This is a genomic window from Edaphocola aurantiacus, assembly GCF_019797745.1.
Classification (GTDB): Bacteria; Bacteroidota; Bacteroidia; order Chitinophagales; family Chitinophagaceae; genus Edaphocola; species Edaphocola aurantiacus.
In genome coordinates this window covers 221,846-240,102 of the sequence record NZ_VOSI01000003.1, presented here as the reverse complement: position 1 = coordinate 240,102, position 18,257 = coordinate 221,846, and the positions used below count along the sequence as shown (strand labels likewise).

Genomic DNA, 18,257 nt, shown 5'->3' with positions numbered 1-18,257 from the left:
AAAGAGTGTACTACTTAGTAAAAGCGAAGTAATGCACCAAATCCACCTAAAGATATCAAGCATTAAGTAAAAAAAGGCGAACTATAATGGTTCGCCTTTTTATTCAAGTGGGAAGTCAAATGTTATTACATTTATAAAAGCAATTAATTCATTAACAGCCGACTGTTTCATTTTATTCGAATGAGCATTTGGAACAATATGAGTGTCTTCAAAATTTGTAATCAAATGGCATCTTGCTTGTGAATATTTTCCATTATGATTAGTTACCATTTCTTTTGTTATCTCAAAACTAAAATCATCAATGTGAGTACTTTGTGTTAGCATAACCCCTATATAATAATAATCTTGGTGATATACATCTTCATGCGAAATAATTACAATTGGATGGGGTTTTGGATTTCCTTGATTTGGTAACTTAAAGTATATTTCTACGATATCCCCTTTCTGATATGTCATTTATTTAGTCGTTTATCTATTGTAGATTGAGATAGATGAATTATTCCTTTTTTTAACTCCGAATCGTCATTTTCACTTTTTATACCGGAGTATACAATTTTATGTAATGTGGCTTTCATCACATAAAGTTTTTTAGCGGTATTTAAGGCGTTTGATTCTATCTTCTCATTATCTAAATAATTGATTTCTATTAAAGCATCATGAAATTTATTAAAATGTAAAATTGATGTTGATACAATTTCCTTAAATCTTGATGCATCTCTTTTATCAATTCCTTTCTTTAGCAGTTTATAAGTTAGGTCAGTATTTTTTCGTACTTTAATTGTCAAGTTTAATATTTTCCTTCTTAAAAATTTACGTTTTAATTTACGGAATATGGACGAAAATATAGGAATATTAAAAGTATTACGAGTCTTTTCTAAAGCCTCATAATCTTTTTCTATCTCATCATTTAGAGACAGAAATTGACTCAAATCTAACTCAAAGTTCATAATGTAAAAATACTTAATTTATTTGGTATGAAAATACTATTGATCTTCATCACGATAAGTTTACTCAACAATAAGTCATATGCTCATGTTTGCCTTATTATATAGTAGTGTTATTCTTTACTTTTTATCTAACATATTTAATTGTCCCAAGTATTTAGTTGTGGGATATGAATGGTTTCTTTTCTATAACTACACTCTGTTTTTCAGAAGACTTTTCATAGCTTTTCGTCCAATATCCTAAAGTATAAACTCCCGGAATTATAGTAGAAATCAAAAAGATTAACCATCCCTCACTCATTCTACTTAAAAAATTGCCTTTTCGATAAACTCCCTTACCATCAACAGTAATGATGAACATTCGTAGAAGACTCGTCAAAGTTGCCTTATAATACTCACTTTCTATAGACGAGGTTTTAATGCCAAAAATACTCTGATATTCTTCAGAATCTTTACCAAATATTTCTCCTAGTAATGAAAGAGTAGCCAACCAATGATGTCCAATATTCTCACAATTAGACAATTGGTTTATTTGACCTCTTAATATACGTTTGGCTTTACGTTTTGTCATTGTAATATCGCTTTCTATAAATATACAAAAAGCAAATAATTTAGACACAAAAAAACGAACTACAATAGTTCGCTTTTTTTAATCTTTAATAGTTGAAAGGTCTTTTAAAGAATCTGCTAATCTGTCTCCAAACACATCTTAGTCCGTCTGACGGACACTTCCGAGATGTGGTACTAAACTGTGCTGTTCCACCGCACTTTTGACACTGATACTTCGCCATAATATTATCTGTTTTATGTAAATGAATGCCTACTCTTTTTGACAGTTTTCGGCTGCCCTGTAAACTTCGTTTTTAATAATCTATTAAGCTTTAAATACTGTTCTGATGATGTATTTGATGTTATCGTGTTTGATGTATATTCTTAAATAGAATCTTCTGTCTGTTGGTGTATTACTGAGTAATTGTAGCTTCATGCTGTATTCCTGATATAGATTAGGGCTATTATACATGCCTTGTAGGATGCAATGTCCTAATCCAAAATACCATGTATAATCCGGCATGTAGACAATAGTTCCACTTGTGTTTGTTTCTGATAATTTATAAAAGGGTGTTTGTATACTATTTACAATGTCATATGTACTACTAGGCAAGCTATCAATATCAAGAATCCCAAAATTTATTTTAAACGCTGCTGGACGATAGAGATTCATCGTCATATCCTTGGAATACTCAAAGTTTAAAAATAGATTCTGTGAAGCGGTTAAAGTCCCTCTTAATTGACCATCTATCTCAACTTCATATACTAATGGTATATAACTCCTATTCTCAAATACTGATCTAAAGTTTGAAAAGTCATTGGCTTCCCAATAGAAAATATCTTTCCCAGTTGCCCAGTTCACGGTCGTATCTACTGTTCCGTTACTACCATTACCAAACTTCGATTTTAAGGGCTGTACAGTGCCTGTATCGACCGGATTTGTAGTCGTATCATTGGGGTTAGGATTACACTCACAAGTGGCCGGGTTCATACCGTATTCACACTGTTTCACAGGACAGTCGGTGCCGTGCGACTTCTTACCACACGAGACCAGGTTAAACAAAGAGATGGTTGAAAGCAGGATAATGGATAGTTTCTTCATATCAATAAGATTTATTTTGACACAAAGGTTGCTTGTTTATGGCTATTTTATGTAACCGTTAGTTGGTTGAATTGTCCAATTATTTGGTTAAATTTCCCAAGAGAAGATTTTTTAATTAATTTGCGTTTAATATAACTGCATTTATATGAAACAGAGTACTGCAAAACGCTTAGGAAATAAGATAAGGATGCTGAGAGAGGTACATAACTATACACAGGATTATATAGCTGATGTTATTGAAGTATCACATAATACCTATTCTCAAATGGAAAAGGGAGTGGGGCAATTTACTATTGAACGTATCGAAAAAATTGCTGGATTCTATAAAATGGATGTTGCAGACTTACTGAATATGAATGATCAAAATATCATGCAACATTTTACAAATTCAAACGGTATTTGTTCAAGTGAAAACTTTACTATTAATAACGGACTACTGGCCGAAGAAAAGCAACTATATAAGGATACTATAAAGCGGCTTGAAGATCAAAACCAAAGGTTAGAGGAGCAGAATATCAAACTGATGAATCTTATTGATAAATTATCAGAGAAAATATCATAAATAGAAAGAGTTCACTTATTGTATCTTCTTTCCATTTCGCGTTGTAAAATAGATTAATTTTTACAATTGATGTGCATTGCCTATTAATTTTGTATCTATAAAACCTTTTGATATATCAATTTCAATATGCACAGTACCTGAATTATGATCACCTATTCCGGTAGAATAAAAATTTCCTATATTATTCTTATAGTCACTTATCAAGTCAAAATTTGGTAAATTATGTTGGGCATAAACAGTCGTTGCACCAAAAGGAATTGTCTGCAATTCATTTGCATTGATTTTAGTTAACAGTGAAGAAGAAGAATTTGATGTATGATGGGGTGTTTTAATAAAAGAAAGATTTCTAAAATAGCTTTCGTTTATGCGATTTATTGTTTGGTTTTCAATGTCGCCACCAAAAAATAAATTATACATTCCAATTCTAAATAGTGTTGCAATAGAGAAATCATTCTTTTTCCCAATTCTACCATTATTATTTCTTCTTCTCAACAACGCAGAATTTGGAGCAATTGCAAGTATTTGGAATTGCGAAATATCTTCACTATTGTTATCAATTAGTGAGTAATTTAATATATTACAAGAGCCTCCATCAGGAATCGTGATTGTATTAACAGAATAACTAGTCCCAACATTGAAACTATTTATTAATTGCATACTATTCATTACTTCAACATTATAATTTACTAAATCGTCTACATTACCATTTATAAATTCAGGTAAGTAAAAGTAAGTATTTTCATTACAATGATTATTTATTAAGTCACATATACCAATTGAATGGTCATCATCTGTATGTGTCCAAATAAAAATATCTAAATCTCCGATGCCAAGTTCACTTAAAATTTCAGTAGTTCGATTAAAATTATTGTGGCTGTAACAATCTATTACACATGAAAAATAAATATGCCCTTCTTGATTTCTAAGTATAAAAATTTGGCTTTCTCCCTTAGTCGGATAACCAATAATATATACATCAACAAACAAATCATTTAATTTTACTAAAATCGCTTTTTCCATTAGGTCTTGGTCTAGCAATCGCTGCTTTAATATTAGAAGATATTATCCGTTTTCTCACATTCTCTGGCTCATTCGGAATGAAAATATGTTCCCTCTTCGAAACTGCCTTCTTTTTCTCCTCTTCTTCAAAAGATATAAATATTATTTTAGTCATAAACTAGGTGTTTTTTTTGAAAGAAAGTTATTGGTAAAAGAAAGTTTAAATATATTAAAAAGCACTACGTCGTTAGTATATTTTAGTAAATCCACTAAATCACTTAATTTGGAGTATGATCGCATTTTCTCCCCACTTAAGCTTCCTGACAAATCAAGTATTGCTCTATATCCAGCCTTTTCTTGTTTACCTTCAGTATCAACAATTTTACCAAAATCAATTAGTCTTAAAAAAGATATTTTTAAATTTGTTTCTTGATCAATCAAAGTATCTTCATTTCGATATCTTGATAATTTTAAGCCCAATTCTGATTCATTGACAAAAGAAAAATATTTTGGCTCAAAATCATTATGTAGTTCACTTAAACTATCATAAATATTAATGTTTATTTTTCTTATTTCGAATTTTTTTAGAGAGAGAAAACTATTTTTCTCAAATAAATTTTTTAAATATTCAATAATAAAGTCCATATAATGATCAATTCCTTTATAATCAATACATTCTATTTCTAATAAAGTATTATAGTTACTTATCTTCAGAGTAAGATTGTCTGAACCGAATGAATTATCACTGAATATATGTAATATTTGTTTTCCAACCTCTGCAACAGGTATAGATATACTTTGACTAATAGATTCTATTTTTTCCAAATTAAAATCAACATGCATACTACTTTTATAGTAATCCTTAAATTTAGAATGTAGGTATTCTGTAATTTCTATAATAAAAGTATCAGAATCTATCATCCCTTGATAATCGAAGGAAAATATAATCTTTTTTAGAATATTATTGTTGATACATTTTCTACTTAGATCGCTCTTTTGCATATAATTTTAAAAATTTGCTTTACAAATTTACCAATAAAGCAATTATTTATAAAAATAATTGTGGCTTTATTTTTATATCTATATATAAAAATAATTCATTAATTTAACATTGATATTGTTTATTATATATAGCTATCAAAGAGGATATTTTAGAAGTAAATGAATGAAAAATCAGTTTAACACTTCTCCCTTTTATAACGTATTGTTCAATATTTCAATTAATTCAATCTTCAATCCCAATATGCTTTTTGAAAAACAGTTTATAAAGAAAAATCTTATATTCTTTATTAAAATTCTCGGGTTTGATATCAAGCTTTTGTTTCCAAACCCCATACTGATCAGATATAATTTTTTTCATTCCCTCTAATGAAAAATTATCATAAAAATAGGCTTGACCCTTTGTCGGACTATTGGTCAAAAGATTACCCTTAGAACAAGTTAACTCTAGCAGATTATTATAGAGGTCTTTACTTTCACCCCAATCTTTTATTTCGATTAGCTCTTTATCAAATTTCGCATTAACTTCCACTTTTGCTTCTTCAAATGGTACATATAGCAATTTGTCTTCATGTTCTTTTAGGCTTTCCTGAATAAATTTTTTCAGCGGTAAACGAGAATTAAATTTATCAAGGTCGAAAAGTGAATCTAAATATGTGGACTTTAACCTACTATTCCTAAATTCACCATTTGAATCAAAATAAACTTCATAAAACATACCCCCAATAACCAAATTAACGGTCTTCTCTTCGTGATTTTTAATAAAATTACCGAGACCTTCAGAAATTAAATCTATTGAAGTAAAGGCCCCGCCACATGCTGATTGATATATATTTCGCCCCACTACGAAAAGACGGGAATAAGCTTTTACATCATTTAGTTCATATGTTTTTAGCCTAGAAAGAAAATATTCTAATCCAGCATTCTGAGTATACCAATTATAAGATTTGAGCGAAATTATTGCGTCAACAAGTAGGTCTTGATCATCCGAAAGATCAATGTCCTTATCCTTAAATGCCCATTCATCTAACTGGAAATAGTCACCATGTATACTTGAAGGAACTTCCTCAACAGCCTTATGTTCAATAGCAACCTCCTTGTCAATAACTGTCTGAGAAGATATATCTAATTTAGGGATTTCCGATTCTAAGTCGCCTGTACCAATGACACCTTCACCTTCCTCGATATCCTCGATTATTTGAAGAGCTTTGCCTAGTTCCTTAAAATTTCCGGGAAATTTTTTTATAAGTATCTGTCCTAACTGCTCAAAGTTCAATATTTCGATTTCGTCCGAAGTTGTTACATTGTAAAACTCATGAACAAGTCTCGGATCAATTATTTTATATTTTGGATCACTATTACCTTTCGTTTGATTTCCCTGCTTCACTTTTAATGGTGAATAAACCCAGTCTTTTTTCTGATCATTGGTCAATATCAGTACTTTTTTGACCTCATGTCCTTTGCAGTGCGCAATTATTTCATTCCATATAATCAAATCGCCATAATCATTATTTCCTTTCCCAGAATCTTTAAATCCCGGAGGAAAATTATGTTGGTATCTTAGTAATGCACCAGGATCGATTCTGTCGAAAATAGAGTCTAAATGGCTGTTTATATGGCATTCATTCAACAATATCTCTATCTTACTATGTACATCATGGATAAAATCATCCTTCACGCTATTAGTAAGAAACTTCATTTTATTAAAGAGACTATATACTTGTGCTAAATCAGATTTGAAATCTAAAACATTAGTATACATTCCACCCGACTTTTTTACTGCATCATCATCTACATGAAGACTTAAAAAACTTTGTAGTTGTTTATATTCTGCAATAACTGCCTTAAGCTTATCTAATGGTGATAGAAACTCTTTTATCTTGTCCCTAATGAATCGACTTGTATACTCCGAAACTACCCAGTTAGGCACCTTTAGCCTCTCTTTTTCCGCAATGGTTTTCAACCAATTAAAAATCTCATCTCGTGATGTGCCATTAATTTTGTAGAATGTTGCAAGGATGTTAGTATCAATAAAAATAATCGTTTCATCATCATCCAGCATTTGTTTTAGCTTTTCTTGGTGGGCTGGTATGTCTATAATAGATAATGGAAATTTCATGCGATTTTGGGAGCTGTTTAATTACTATATACCAATAACAAATACAAATGATAAATTATGGAAAACAAAAATGCCAATATTGAATTATTACGAGTAGTTATAGAATTAATTGAGAAGAAAAAAGAAGAATTGACGATTGAGAATATTAAAAGCTACTATTTAAAATTAAGTGGTGCTCTTACATATTCTATTTAGTCAAAGTAGGTTCTAAAAAGCTACCACCTGCTTGCTGCTTATTAATGTCAAGCCATTGACAAAAGTAAGAATAACAGTCATACCAATTCCCGTCCCTTTGTGGTTCAGTTTTTGATGCAATAGCCATCGGTGTTTCTCTTTTTTCATCAGATTTTACGAAGACAACATCTCCCGGTTCAAACATAATTATGTGATTTAATAGTTAGTGATATATCAAATATATTACTAACTATTAAACGCCCAATATATCGTTATCAAAAACGGGATTAATACCCTTTTTTAACCGGGAAAATCTTCATGTTGCACTTTTTTAATCAAATCTTTATATCGCAACCTTGCTTTACTTGCCTGTTGCAAAGACATCATAAATCTTTCCATTGGACTTTTATTCCGAGTATTAAATCTATATGTAAATTCATCGGCATAACGCTGTAAATGTTTCTTACTCATGTAGTGATAAATCCCGATGTAACCTCTTTTAAATATACTCCAGAAACCCTCTATACTCTGTGTATGCACTAAGTAACCATCCTCTTTTCTTACATACTCTTTCTTCGTATGATTAACTGAATAGTGTCCCCTGTATTTTTCATCCAAATCATTATAAGCATCATATTTATCCGTCATCATTACGGCATCCATTCTGACATTTCGATCGATAAGACGTTGCAAAGTTTCTTTATAGGTATCACTGGTAACAAAGGTTCTTAACATTCCATGACGTTGTAATAACCCAAAAATAGATGACTTATATTTAGATCGTCCTTGTGATTTCTTAGGCTTTTTGGATTGATGCATGTTCTTTACTTTACCACCAACATAGGTTTCATCGGCTTCAATGATATTGGTCAGAAATGAGAAATCTACTCCTTGTTCCATTGACTTTCTGATACGATGATTCATGAACCATGCTGTCTTTTGACTTACCATCATTTGAGAACCTAATTGAACACTACTAATTCCTTTCTTTGATGTGCATAGTAGATAGATACTGGTGAACCATACACCTAAAGGTAACTTTGTACTGCCAAACATTGTTCCACTTGTAACACTGAATAGCTTCTTACAATTTCTACTAGCACATTGATAACCTCCTCCGCTACGAGAGGTACGATTTATCTTATTATGACCGCACTTTGGGCAGGTAATATTACCATTCCAACGTACCTTTTCGTAAAACTCCTTGCATCTTTTCTCGTCTTTAAAGAAAATATCTAATTCTCGGAGGCTTTTAAATTTTAATTCCATGTCGTATTATTTTAATCCGATACAAAATTAATACGCCTCTACGTCAAAATGTGACGTATTAAATTCATCCTGAAGGAATTATACACAATAAATTAATTAATTTAATTTTTGACTAAAAAGAATGGTCGCACGATGGCGACCATAACTTGAAAAAGAAATATTAATTTATTTAAAGAAAATACGGGAAATACTTTATAATATATTTAACTTTTCGAACATCTATTGACTAATCCCATATAAGCTAGTAGGGATGTACTATTTAACCGAATTAGGTATACTTTCGTAAGTAGTTACCTTTTTTAAATGAGGGCATTGTAGCCATTGGCTGGAACGAAATGGGTCCACTAAACCCACAAGAGGATATTCATAAGTTGAAAGATAAGTTCAAGACTACTTATCCTGAGGATAGTCGAGGCCGTGTAAACCAATGTGTTGGCCAGCTTTCAAAGTTCTTATACGATTTCAAAATTGGTGATACAGTGGTTACTTATGACTCGTCAACAAGAGAGTATTATACCGGAAAGATAATATCAGAATATCATTTTGACCCAACAAAAGAATATCATCACTATAGAAAGGTGGAATGGAATGATGGAGCTATACCTAGAGATCCCTTATCTACAGAAGCAAAAAACAGCTTGGGTTCTATTTCGACCGTATTTGAGATAGCCGCCCCTGTTGGAAAAGAACTTATAGAAAAGACGATGTAATATTTCGATCTCAGGAATTCATTAAAGATATTATTGCTGGCCTTTCCTGGCAGGATACAGAAACGCTGGTTGCCGGTCTATTAAAAACTATGGGTTACAAAACCCGAATGACGGCTAAATCCGGAGGGGATTTGGGTAGCGATATTATTGCTTCCCCAGATGAACTTTTCTTAGAACAGCCTTTGATAAAAGTTGAAGTAAAAAAACGTACAAAAGATAAAATCAGTGCACCTGATATCAGAAACTTTATTGGAGGTATGCGAGGACATCATAAAGGAATTTATGTAACGACAACCGGCTTTTCTAAAGAGGCCATTTATGAAGCCGAAAGAGCCAATTTTGCCATAACGCTAATTGATTCAGACTGGTTAGTTGAATTATTAATATCAAATTATGACAATCTGGAGCCAGAGATTAAGGCGCTTGTACCCTTAAAGAAAATTTATTGGCCTGTATAACAAAAGCTCTCCACATTATCTGTGGAGGGCTTTCAATTTATCCTACTTCATTCTCATACCCGGCATCGTATCCGGTTGTGGAACCGGTGCTTCCGGTGGCATAGGAATGCTGATCGTATCCCTCTTCTGATCTTTGAGGGTTCTTTCATTGATGTCTCTGCTTTTGTCTTTTTTGCGGGGCGTTTGTTTTTTCGGTGTGATGGTATCCTGAGGAATCACCCTGCTGCTCTGTACCGTATAAGCGATATGTTCGCTGCTGGTATAGCCCAGTCCGGAGGTGTAACCCAATGTGGCGCCCATAAACGCCATCAGCATCGTCGTAATAACCAAAGTGCTTTTCATAAGTTTCATTTTTAGTGGTGAACAAAAAAATCTAACGCTGTCTACACTCCGCAATGTCTTTATTTAATCCACGAAGGATAAGGATATAGGTTTCTAATAAGGGTAAAATAGGTTTAGGTTTAAGTTATATATAGGTTGGTGTATGTTACCGGTGCAGGTTTTACCTTTAAAATATCTTGAATATAGGTTTTATCGGTGTGGTTAAGTTCAGGTTTTAATAAGGGTACGCATCTGTAATGCTTACCATTCAGTATCTTTTTCTTTAACCGGTATCTGTTTCAGGAATTCATCAAATGCGGCGGTATGATCTGAATAGATACCATAAATGTCCAGGATATACCCTATCTCGCTGTCCTTATCCTGCGTGAGGTATAAAGCCGTATTATCTGCCGGATCGGAGATGCCCTCGAATCGGAAGGTTTTAATAATGGTGAGATCTTCCGGATTATAGATTTTATTAGAATTAGCCGATTGCATTTTTCCGTGATCTGAAAAGGTTAGTTCATTGTCGTAACCTTTATTTTTCAGTTTGTTCATGACCTCGCTCAATGTGCGCATTTGCGAAGGTGTCGTTTCATCTGGTAACTGATCATTCTGTTGGTTCTTTTTTTCTTGTTCCTGGTTCATAAAATCTGCTGTTTGGTTTCAATAATATAACAACAAGGATGATGCCATAAAAGTGCCTAATGCATTGATTAGTCCTCAATGCAATCAAATAAAACTAATAATCAATGACTTAAGCATATCCAAACAACAAATAACATTAAATACAATCTAAACAAGATCCGCTGAACGGGGCCTAAAAATCCACACTTCGGGGAAAATGGGGAATTTGGGGAGCAGGTACAAAAAATAAGCGCAGGAATGAACCCTGCGCTTATTTTTTGATTAAATTTCTATTTAGCTGAATACGTCTTTGATTTTCTCAAAGAAACTCTTCTCTTTTTTAGCATCTTCGCCCGGTTGAATATTCGGGGAATCTTTCAAAGATTCGATCACCGCACGCTCTTCATCAGTCAGGTGCTGCGGAGTCCATATTTTCACCAGGACCAGCTGATCGCCACGGCCATAACCGTTGATATCAGGGAATCCTTTACCTTTCAGACGGAAGATCTTACCACTCTGTGTTCCCGGTGGAATTTTGATCTTGGCCTTACCATCAATTGTCGGCACCTCGATCTGTGCACCAAACACAGCATCCGGGAAGGATAAAGACAGTACATATTGTACATCATTACCATCACGGCTCAGTTCTGCATGTCTTTCTTCCTCGATCAGGATAATCAGGTCGCCTGCAGGGCCGCCACGCTCGCCCATGTTACCACGGCCGCTCATGCTCAGCTGCATACCATCCTGTACACCTGCCGGCACATCGATAGAGATTGTCTCTTCGCCATATACCCTGCCCTCACCTTTACAGCTGGTACATTTGTGGGTAATGGTACTGCCCTGACCGTTACAGGTAGGACATGGAGATACGGTCTGCATCTGCCCCATAAAGGTATTGGTTACACGACGCACCTGTCCGCTACCGCCACAGGTCGCACATTTCTGTACAGAGTTACTGTCTTTGGCACCAGTATTATTACAGGTGGTACAACCAACATATTTCTTAACCTTAATCTTTTTATTTACACCATGCGCCATTTCCGCATAAGTGAGCTTCAGCTTTACCCGCAGGTTAGAACCGCGGTTTGACTGCGCACGACCACCGCCGCCGCCAAACATATCGCCGAATCCACCGCCACCGCCGCCAAAGATGTCGCCGAAGTGGCTGAAAATATCATCCATATTCATACCGCCGCCGCCAAAGCCGCCGCCGCCACCTGCGGCACCACTCATACCGGCATGTCCGAAACGATCGTAACGGGCTTTCTTATCCTCATTACTCAGTACATCGTATGCTTCTGCAGCTTCTTTAAATTTCTCCTCTGCGGCTGCATCGCCCGGGTTGCGATCCGGGTGGTACTGTAATGCCAGCTTACGGTAAGCTTTTTTAATCTCATCAGCAGCCGCCGATTTGCTTACCCCTAACACCTCATAATAATCTCTCTTACTCATGGTCTGTTATTGCCCTAAGGCGGTATAAATTGTAAAAAATTCGGGTTATTATATTATTTGCCTACCACCACTTTCGCGTGACGGATCAGTTTATCGTTCAGGTAATATCCTTTCTGCAGCTCATCGATCACTTTACCCTGCATATCAGGAGTCGGTGATGGAATTTCCGTAATAGCTTCATGGAATTCTACGTCAAACTCGGTGCCTTTGGTTTCCATAGCTTTCAGGCCTTTAGACTCCAGTACACGTTTCAGTTTGTTTAATACCAGGATAGTACCACTTTTAATCTGAGCCACATCATCAGACTGCTCCATTTGTTGCACTGCACGATCACTGTCATCCAGTACTTCCAGCAGGTCAATCATCAGGTCTTTGCTCGCGGTTTGCATCAGTTCAATGCGTTCTTTAGCATTACGCTTACGGAAGTTATCAAACTCTGCCACCTGGCGCAGGTATTTGTCTTTCATGTCTGCCAACTCGGCTTTTACTTTATCCAATTCCGACATTTCGTCACCTGATGTGGTGTTTGCAGCATTATCCTGTGCGGTATTTTCCGCCTGCTGTTCCTGGTTCATTTCCTGCTCCTGGTTCGTGTTTTGCTCCGATGTTGCCATATATAATACGTTTATATTGTTAGGTTGATGATTTACGCTACTACATATGTTCAATTTTGTTGCCAAAGCCTGTTTTTTGTCAAAATGTCGGTATACAGCTATGCTCATTAACGGATTAATTGTATTTGAATCCTTGCAGCTACCGGATAAATAGTACCTTTGCGCCCGTGCGTTTCCTGCTGTATTTTACGGTCTGTCTACTGTTACTGGTGTCTCCGGCTCCGGCACAGCAGCGCGTGTGCATTGATTCGATCATTTTCGAAGGCAATCACCGCACACAGGCCACTTTTATGGAGCGCGAACTCAATTTCAGCCAGGGACAATGCCTGCCTGCCGATTCACTGCCCCATATTTTAAAAGTAGCAGAGCAACGCTTATTCAATACCCAGTTATTCAACCAGGCGACCGCCGATACCTTCACAACAGAAGGCCGGTATGTAGTTCGTTTTACAGTTAAAGAGCGCTTTCCCATTTTCCCTAAACCTAATCTCGAATTTGCTGACCGCAATTTCAATGTATGGTGGACAGAGCAGCACCGCAAGCTGAACCGGCTGAATGTGGGACTAACCCTGCTGCATAACAATGTAAACGGCAGAAGAGATATACTGGGTGTCGGCGTACAGATCGGGTATACAAAGAAATTCCTGCTGAGCTATGAGCGTCCGTTCATCGATGCCCGTAAACAGCACGGACTGGGAGCATCGGTTCAATACCTCCAAAACCTGGAAGTCAGTTATATAACCGACAGCAATAAATTGCGCTTCGCACGATTCGAAACGCAACCGGCGCTGCGACTGGCCGAGGCTGCCGTATGGTATACTTACCGTCCGCAGTTTGCCACACGACACATCTTCAAAACAACCTTACAACAGTATTCTATACACGATAGTATTGCCAATCTGCTGAATCCGGATTACCTGGGTAATGGCCGTACATCGGCTACAGTGCTGAACCTGGAGTACCGGTTGGAACACAATAAAGTAGATAACTGGAACTACCCGCTCAAAGGCTCCCGTTTTATCGGCATTGCAGCTTATCAGCAGGTCATTAAAGGAGCAGGCATGCCTTCCCTGCACCTGCAATATGATTATTACCGTAACCCCTTTCCGAAATGGTATATCTCCAGCATCAGCAGGGGCCGTATCGCTTTTAACAAAGAGGTACCCTATATCTTCCAGCGCAATATGGGCTATGATTATGATGTGATGCGGGGTTATGAATACTTTGTTATGGACGGCAGTATATTTGCCCTGACCCGTGCCAGTATAAAACGTACACTGATTGACCGCAGCATTAAATTACCCATCAAATATTTCCAGGTGGTGCCTGTACGCGTGTATGCCAAAGTCTTTGCAGATGCAGGCTATACTTACCGTAAAGATATGGGCAACCAGTACCTGAACAATAAATTCCTGTACAGTTACGGAATTGGACTGGATATTGTAACTTTATATGATATTAAAATCCGGCTGGAGTATACATTCAATCGCGAAGGCCTTAAAGACCTGTATATACATAAGTCCGGAGAATAATTATACGCATGAGAATAGCACTATACAACAGGGTTTTCGAACCGTCTGATATTCCATTTTTCAAGCAGCTGATCTCGCTGCTGCATTCTTACCGTTTCGAGATCGTTCTCTACAAAGACTTTTACGAACGGCTACAAAGCAGTATAGAACTGGATTACACGCCTACCCTGTTTACTAATCATACCGACCTCAATCATGATATAGACCTGATGCTGAGCCTCGGGGGTGATGGTACGATGCTGGATACCGTATGTTTTGTACACGATTCCAATATTCCTACACTGGGTGTAAACCTGGGCAGGCTGGGCTTCCTTGCCGATGTAAACCAGGACGAAATTGCCATTGCCGTAAAAGCGCTGGCATTGGGCTCCTACTCTATTGAGAAACGTTCGCTTATACACCTCGACTCCAGCGAGCCATTGTTTGGAGATTATCCTTTTGCCTTGAATGAGTTTACCCTGCATCGGAAGGACTCGTCTTCAATGATCAAAATACATACTTTCCTGAACGGTGACTTCCTGAATACTTACTGGGCCGATGGCCTGATCGTCGCGACTCCAACGGGTTCTACGGGTTATTCTCTAAGCTGTAGCGGGCCGCTGGTCTTCCCTACTGCCGGAAACTTTATCCTGACACCGGTTGCTCCGCATAACCTGAATATCCGTCCGATCATTGTTCCGGACGATACCATTATTTCTTTTGAAGTAGAGGGCCGTACCGATCAGTTCCTGTGTACGCTGGACTCCCGCGTGGCTACGATTAACAGTAAAATACAGCTTGCAGTGAAGAAGGAACGCTTCGGCCTGAACCTGATCCGCCTGGATGAACATAACTTCCTCAATACAATTCGCAAGAAACTGTTCTGGGGCATCGATACGCGAAATTAATTCCGGTCCCGGACAGGATTTTATATTATGGATTATTGTACATTTGAGTAAATAATTAAACACAAGAAATATGAAAAAACGCTTATTACCTTTACTGAGCCTGCTGGCTGTAATGTTCTTCTTCAGCTCCTGCAGTTATAACTCCATGGTGAAAAAAGATGAAACGGTGAAGTCGAAATGGGGAGAAGTACAAACCCAATACCAGCGCAGAGCCGACCTAATCACTAACCTGGTGAATACAGTAAAAGGCGCTGCTGCCAATGAAAGAGGTACACTGGAAGCAGTGATCAATGCCCGCGCAAAAGCAACGCAGATCACCGTAAACGCTGATGACCTGTCTCCTGAAAAAATCAAGGAATACCAGGCTGCACAAGGCGAGCTGAGCCAGGCATTAGGCAAACTGATGATGCTGACAGAAGCTTATCCGGACCTCAAAACCAATCAGAACTTCCTTGCTTTGCAGGATGAGATTGCCGGAACGGAAAACAGAATTGGCGTAGCCCGTAAGAACTTTAATGAATCGGTACAGGAGTACAATAGCTCTATTCGCAGCTTCCCGGCCAATATCACCGCAAAAATGTTCGGCTTCAAAGAGAAAGGATATTTCGAAGCTGATGCTACGGCACAAAAAGCACCTGAAGTAAAATTCTAAAATATCAATACATAAAAAATCTGCGGCGCTGTTTACAACAGCGCCGCAGATTTTTTATGTAAGTACCATTGTTGCAAGCATGAAAATTTTGTCTGGTACAATTTGTAGATCAGGTTACCATCCAATAAACACCCTAAGGCTCGAAGGGTACAATATAGAAAGGTTCCCGCGGCTGCGCCGCGGGAACCTTTCTATATTGGTTAAATGAAATGATTATTTATTGTGCTTCGCTGATCGCTTTCAGATCCTGTAAGCCTTTTCCGAAATCTTTATCCAGGAACTTCCCCATAAAGGTTCCGAATATAAAGTTCATCGGGTACTGATAATCTGTATCGAATGTCCAGGTCACACTTGTATGCGTTTCGTCCCCGCTCAGCAGCAGGTCTGCTTTTGCCGGCGTTTTACTCGGTCCAAACTCCAGAGACAAGCCTGTTTTATCCATAGGCACCAGGCTGGTTATGGTCATCTTGCCATCGCCCATTTGCTCGCTTTTCCATACATAAGCGGCTCCTACATTACCATCATCTCCGGTAATCTGCGAGGTCATTTTCGGATCCATCTTCATCCATGGCATCCATTTAATAATAGCACTCAGGCTATTGACATTGTTCCAGACTTTACTCTTGGCAGCAGCAATCTCTACTTTCTTTTCGAAATGATAATGCTTCGGCGCAAAGAGTCCCCCGACCAGTACTACTGCTATGATCAGCAGGAGTATAATCCCGATAACTTTTAAAACTTTTTTCATAATCCTCCTATTGTTGTTACGGCAAAAATACTACTTTTAACAAAACCGCATAGTAAGCGACAGATAAACATGAAACTAGTAGTACAAAGGGTAAAAGAAGCGTCCGTTACCATTGATCATAAACAGCACAGCCACATCAATCAGGGACTACTGGTTCTACTCGGTATTGGTACAGATGATACGGAAGATGATATACGCTACCTGAGCCAGAAACTGGTACAGCTCCGCATCTTCAGCGATGAACAGGGTTTAATGAACCTTTCTGTAAAAGATATTAATGGTGAGATAATGGTTGTAAGCCAGTTTACCCTGATGGCCGCTACACGCAAAGGTAACCGACCATCTTTTATACAGGCTGCCCGCCCGGAAGCGGCGATTCCATTATATGAACAATTTTGTGCCGCCACTGCTGCCCTGCTGGATAAGCCTGTAGCCACCGGGATATTCGGTGCCGATATGCAGGTGGGCTTAATTAACGACGGTCCGGTAACGATTATTATAGACAGCAAGCAAGCCTAGCGAACCAGTTTTACATTGTCAGGCAGCTCCTCTGCAATACGCTTCAGCCGGCCTTTCCGGCTGTCTGCACGGCCGGTCCAGTCATAAGTTTTGCCGCCGGTCAGGATACGGACGCCACATTGATTACCCTGTTCATAAATTGTATAAGTAGCACCTTTATTTTTAAACTGCAGGGTATTGTCTTTGGCATTATAAGTAAAGTCTGCTGTGCCCGCCGATTCCGGATAAGACAACTCTACCCTTTCTTCCTTATCCTGCAAGGCATAATACAGCGTATTATCCTGCAAGAATAAAGTGAGCAGTTTATCATTCTTCTCTACTGTAAAAGCAAAGCGAATAGTCACCTCATCTATAGAAACAATCTCAGTTACAGTAGTCTGCATCTTCTTTCCATCCCAATGCCTGCGGGTAAGGGTTCCGAAAGGATAGCGTCCGCCGGAAAAATCCTCTTCTACCACTTCACGTTCTTCCGGCGTATTATTGACTACTTCAAACGAAGAGAGCTGATGCCAGCAGCAACCACTTTTAGTCATGGTGTACAACCTTTTTTCTGTTTCATTTACCTCAAACAGCCCGCAGTATTCCTGTGCCAGGCGGGTGAATGATGGACTATAGGTAAATCCTCCTTTATGCCCCAGGTATATCTGGAAGGAGGGGCCGTGATAGCAACTGTTCTGTCCATCTTCTATAGCCAGGTCCTTGATGCCGTCAAAGTTTACATCCAGGTACTGCACCACGCTTTGTTCTCCGTATGGCAGCTCGCGGATATTGGCTACAACTTTGCCGTCATGCAGTTCCAGTGCCAGTTCTTCCGATTCTACCTTCAGTAATTCCTTATCCTGCTGGTTGTATACGGCAACCCAGCCGGGGCTGAATACTTCTGCGGTATCCTTAATAAATACTTTGGCATAATACTGATCTGAAAAATGATCAATCTTATAGGTTGTCTGTGCGGTAACCTGCTGCAGGCCAGCCAGAATACAACATGAGACAATAAGGATACGGTGCATATATAGG

General features: G+C 37.6%; 24 protein-coding genes. 8 read left to right on the top strand and 16 right to left on the bottom strand.

All coding sequences use genetic code 11. The annotated features are described in order from the left end of the window. Positions 1-99: 99 nt before the first annotated feature. The 4 genes from FTD44_RS09740 to FTD44_RS09725 form a co-directional block, all read right to left on the bottom strand. On the bottom strand, positions 100-456 hold the full coding sequence (locus FTD44_RS09740) for a type II toxin-antitoxin system PemK/MazF family toxin (protein ID WP_222166271.1): 357 nt from the start codon (positions 454-456) through the stop codon (positions 100-102). Then, positions 453-947, bottom strand: a complete 495-nt coding sequence (locus FTD44_RS09735) for a hypothetical protein (protein ID WP_222166270.1) — start codon at positions 945-947, stop codon at positions 453-455. Before FTD44_RS09735 ends, FTD44_RS09740 begins: the two co-directional genes overlap by 4 nt. Before the next feature lie 154 nt (positions 948-1,101). After that, positions 1,102-1,515, bottom strand: a complete 414-nt coding sequence (locus tag FTD44_RS09730) for a hypothetical protein (RefSeq protein ID WP_222166269.1) — start codon at positions 1,513-1,515, stop codon at positions 1,102-1,104. A gap of 303 nt (positions 1,516-1,818) precedes the next feature. Next, positions 1,819-2,595, bottom strand: coding sequence for a hypothetical protein (locus tag FTD44_RS09725; RefSeq protein ID WP_222166268.1), 777 nt, complete (start codon positions 2,593-2,595; stop codon positions 1,819-1,821). 145 nt (positions 2,596-2,740) lie between these two features. Here FTD44_RS09725 and FTD44_RS09720 point away from each other — a divergent pair, with 145 nt between their 5' ends. Next, positions 2,741-3,157, top strand: coding sequence for a helix-turn-helix transcriptional regulator (locus tag FTD44_RS09720; RefSeq protein WP_222166267.1), 417 nt, complete (start codon positions 2,741-2,743; stop codon positions 3,155-3,157). A 60-nt stretch (positions 3,158-3,217) separates the two neighbouring features. Here the strand turns inward: FTD44_RS09720 and FTD44_RS09715 are convergent, their stop codons facing one another. The 4 genes from FTD44_RS09715 to FTD44_RS09700 all read right to left on the bottom strand — a co-directional run bounded on the left by FTD44_RS09715 (position 3,218) and on the right by FTD44_RS09700 (position 7,274). After that, positions 3,218-4,177 (bottom strand): hypothetical protein, encoded by a 960-nt coding sequence (locus FTD44_RS09715; RefSeq protein WP_222166266.1) that lies wholly within the window; start codon positions 4,175-4,177, stop codon positions 3,218-3,220. After that, a complete protein-coding gene (locus FTD44_RS09710; protein WP_222166265.1) occupies positions 4,146-4,331 on the bottom strand; it encodes a hypothetical protein in 186 nt (61 codons plus the stop codon). Before FTD44_RS09710 ends, FTD44_RS09715 begins: the two co-directional genes overlap by 32 nt. After that, entirely contained in the window at positions 4,328-5,158 is an 831-nt protein-coding gene (locus FTD44_RS09705; protein WP_222166264.1) for a hypothetical protein, read from the bottom strand. The genes FTD44_RS09710 and FTD44_RS09705 overlap by 4 nt, the downstream gene beginning before the upstream one ends. 223 nt (positions 5,159-5,381) lie before the next feature. Continuing rightward, positions 5,382-7,274 (bottom strand): PIN domain-containing protein, encoded by a 1,893-nt coding sequence (locus tag FTD44_RS09700; protein ID WP_222166263.1) that lies wholly within the window; start codon positions 7,272-7,274, stop codon positions 5,382-5,384. Positions 7,275-7,331: 57 nt separating this feature from the next. On the opposite strand from FTD44_RS09700, the gene FTD44_RS09695 reads away from it, so the two are divergent. Beyond that, a complete protein-coding gene (locus FTD44_RS09695) occupies positions 7,332-7,469 on the top strand; it encodes a hypothetical protein (protein ID WP_222166262.1) in 138 nt (45 codons plus the stop codon). Here FTD44_RS09695 and FTD44_RS09690 read toward each other — a convergent pair. Beyond that, positions 7,462-7,653 (bottom strand): hypothetical protein, encoded by a 192-nt coding sequence (locus FTD44_RS09690; RefSeq protein WP_222166261.1) that lies wholly within the window; start codon positions 7,651-7,653, stop codon positions 7,462-7,464. The genes FTD44_RS09695 and FTD44_RS09690 overlap by 8 nt on opposite strands. 95 nt (positions 7,654-7,748) lie before the next feature. Next, entirely contained in the window at positions 7,749-8,717 is a 969-nt protein-coding gene (locus FTD44_RS09685) for an IS1595 family transposase (protein ID WP_222166260.1), read from the bottom strand. A gap of 335 nt (positions 8,718-9,052) precedes the next feature. On the opposite strand from FTD44_RS09685, the gene FTD44_RS09680 reads away from it, so the two are divergent. Together FTD44_RS09680 and FTD44_RS09675 are read left to right on the top strand one after the other, a co-directional pair. Then, positions 9,053-9,427 carry a restriction endonuclease gene (locus tag FTD44_RS09680; RefSeq protein WP_222166259.1) on the top strand — a complete coding sequence of 125 codons (375 nt, stop codon included), beginning with the start codon at positions 9,053-9,055 and terminating at the stop codon, positions 9,425-9,427. Then, positions 9,427-9,885 (top strand): restriction endonuclease, encoded by a 459-nt coding sequence (locus FTD44_RS09675; RefSeq protein ID WP_222166669.1) that lies wholly within the window; start codon positions 9,427-9,429, stop codon positions 9,883-9,885. Before FTD44_RS09680 ends, FTD44_RS09675 begins: the two co-directional genes overlap by 1 nt. A gap of 42 nt (positions 9,886-9,927) precedes the next feature. On the opposite strand, the gene FTD44_RS09670 is transcribed toward FTD44_RS09675, so the two are convergent. From FTD44_RS09670 to FTD44_RS09655, 4 genes are all read right to left on the bottom strand, one after another. Beyond that, positions 9,928-10,227, bottom strand: coding sequence for a hypothetical protein (locus FTD44_RS09670; RefSeq protein WP_222166258.1), 300 nt, complete (start codon positions 10,225-10,227; stop codon positions 9,928-9,930). A gap of 240 nt (positions 10,228-10,467) precedes the next feature. Continuing rightward, a complete protein-coding gene (locus FTD44_RS09665) occupies positions 10,468-10,854 on the bottom strand; it encodes a hypothetical protein (RefSeq protein WP_246625395.1) in 387 nt (128 codons plus the stop codon). Between the two features lie 273 nt (positions 10,855-11,127). Next, entirely contained in the window at positions 11,128-12,288 is a 1,161-nt protein-coding gene (gene dnaJ, locus FTD44_RS09660) for a molecular chaperone DnaJ (protein ID WP_222166257.1), read from the bottom strand. A gap of 53 nt (positions 12,289-12,341) precedes the next feature. Then, the gene (locus tag FTD44_RS09655) at positions 12,342-12,902 is read right to left on the bottom strand and encodes a nucleotide exchange factor GrpE (RefSeq protein ID WP_222166256.1); all 561 of its coding nucleotides are present in this window, start codon (positions 12,900-12,902) and stop codon (positions 12,342-12,344) included. Between the two features lie 125 nt (positions 12,903-13,027). On the opposite strand from FTD44_RS09655, the gene FTD44_RS09650 reads away from it, so the two are divergent. From FTD44_RS09650 to FTD44_RS09640, 3 genes are all read left to right on the top strand, one after another. Further along, positions 13,028-14,434 carry a BamA/TamA family outer membrane protein gene (locus FTD44_RS09650; protein WP_222166255.1) on the top strand — a complete coding sequence of 469 codons (1,407 nt, stop codon included), beginning with the start codon at positions 13,028-13,030 and terminating at the stop codon, positions 14,432-14,434. Between the two features lie 8 nt (positions 14,435-14,442). Continuing rightward, the gene (locus tag FTD44_RS09645) at positions 14,443-15,321 is read left to right on the top strand and encodes an NAD kinase (protein WP_129021639.1); all 879 of its coding nucleotides are present in this window, start codon (positions 14,443-14,445) and stop codon (positions 15,319-15,321) included. 70 nt (positions 15,322-15,391) lie between these two features. Beyond that, a complete protein-coding gene (locus tag FTD44_RS09640) occupies positions 15,392-15,973 on the top strand; it encodes a LemA family protein (RefSeq protein ID WP_129021640.1) in 582 nt (193 codons plus the stop codon). Positions 15,974-16,190: 217 nt separating this feature from the next. On the opposite strand, the gene FTD44_RS09635 is transcribed toward FTD44_RS09640, so the two are convergent. Then, positions 16,191-16,721, bottom strand: a complete 531-nt coding sequence (locus tag FTD44_RS09635) for an SRPBCC family protein (RefSeq protein WP_222166254.1) — start codon at positions 16,719-16,721, stop codon at positions 16,191-16,193. Positions 16,722-16,790: 69 nt separating this feature from the next. Between FTD44_RS09635 and dtd the strand changes: the two genes are divergently transcribed. Beyond that, positions 16,791-17,240: a D-aminoacyl-tRNA deacylase gene (gene dtd / locus FTD44_RS09630; RefSeq protein WP_222166253.1), complete on the top strand. Its 450-nt coding sequence runs from the start codon at positions 16,791-16,793 to the stop codon at positions 17,238-17,240. Here the strand turns inward: dtd and FTD44_RS09625 are convergent. Then, positions 17,237-18,250 carry an XAC2610-related protein gene (locus FTD44_RS09625; RefSeq protein ID WP_222166252.1) on the bottom strand — a complete coding sequence of 338 codons (1,014 nt, stop codon included), beginning with the start codon at positions 18,248-18,250 and terminating at the stop codon, positions 17,237-17,239. The genes dtd and FTD44_RS09625 overlap by 4 nt on opposite strands. Positions 18,251-18,257 lie beyond the last annotated feature (7 nt).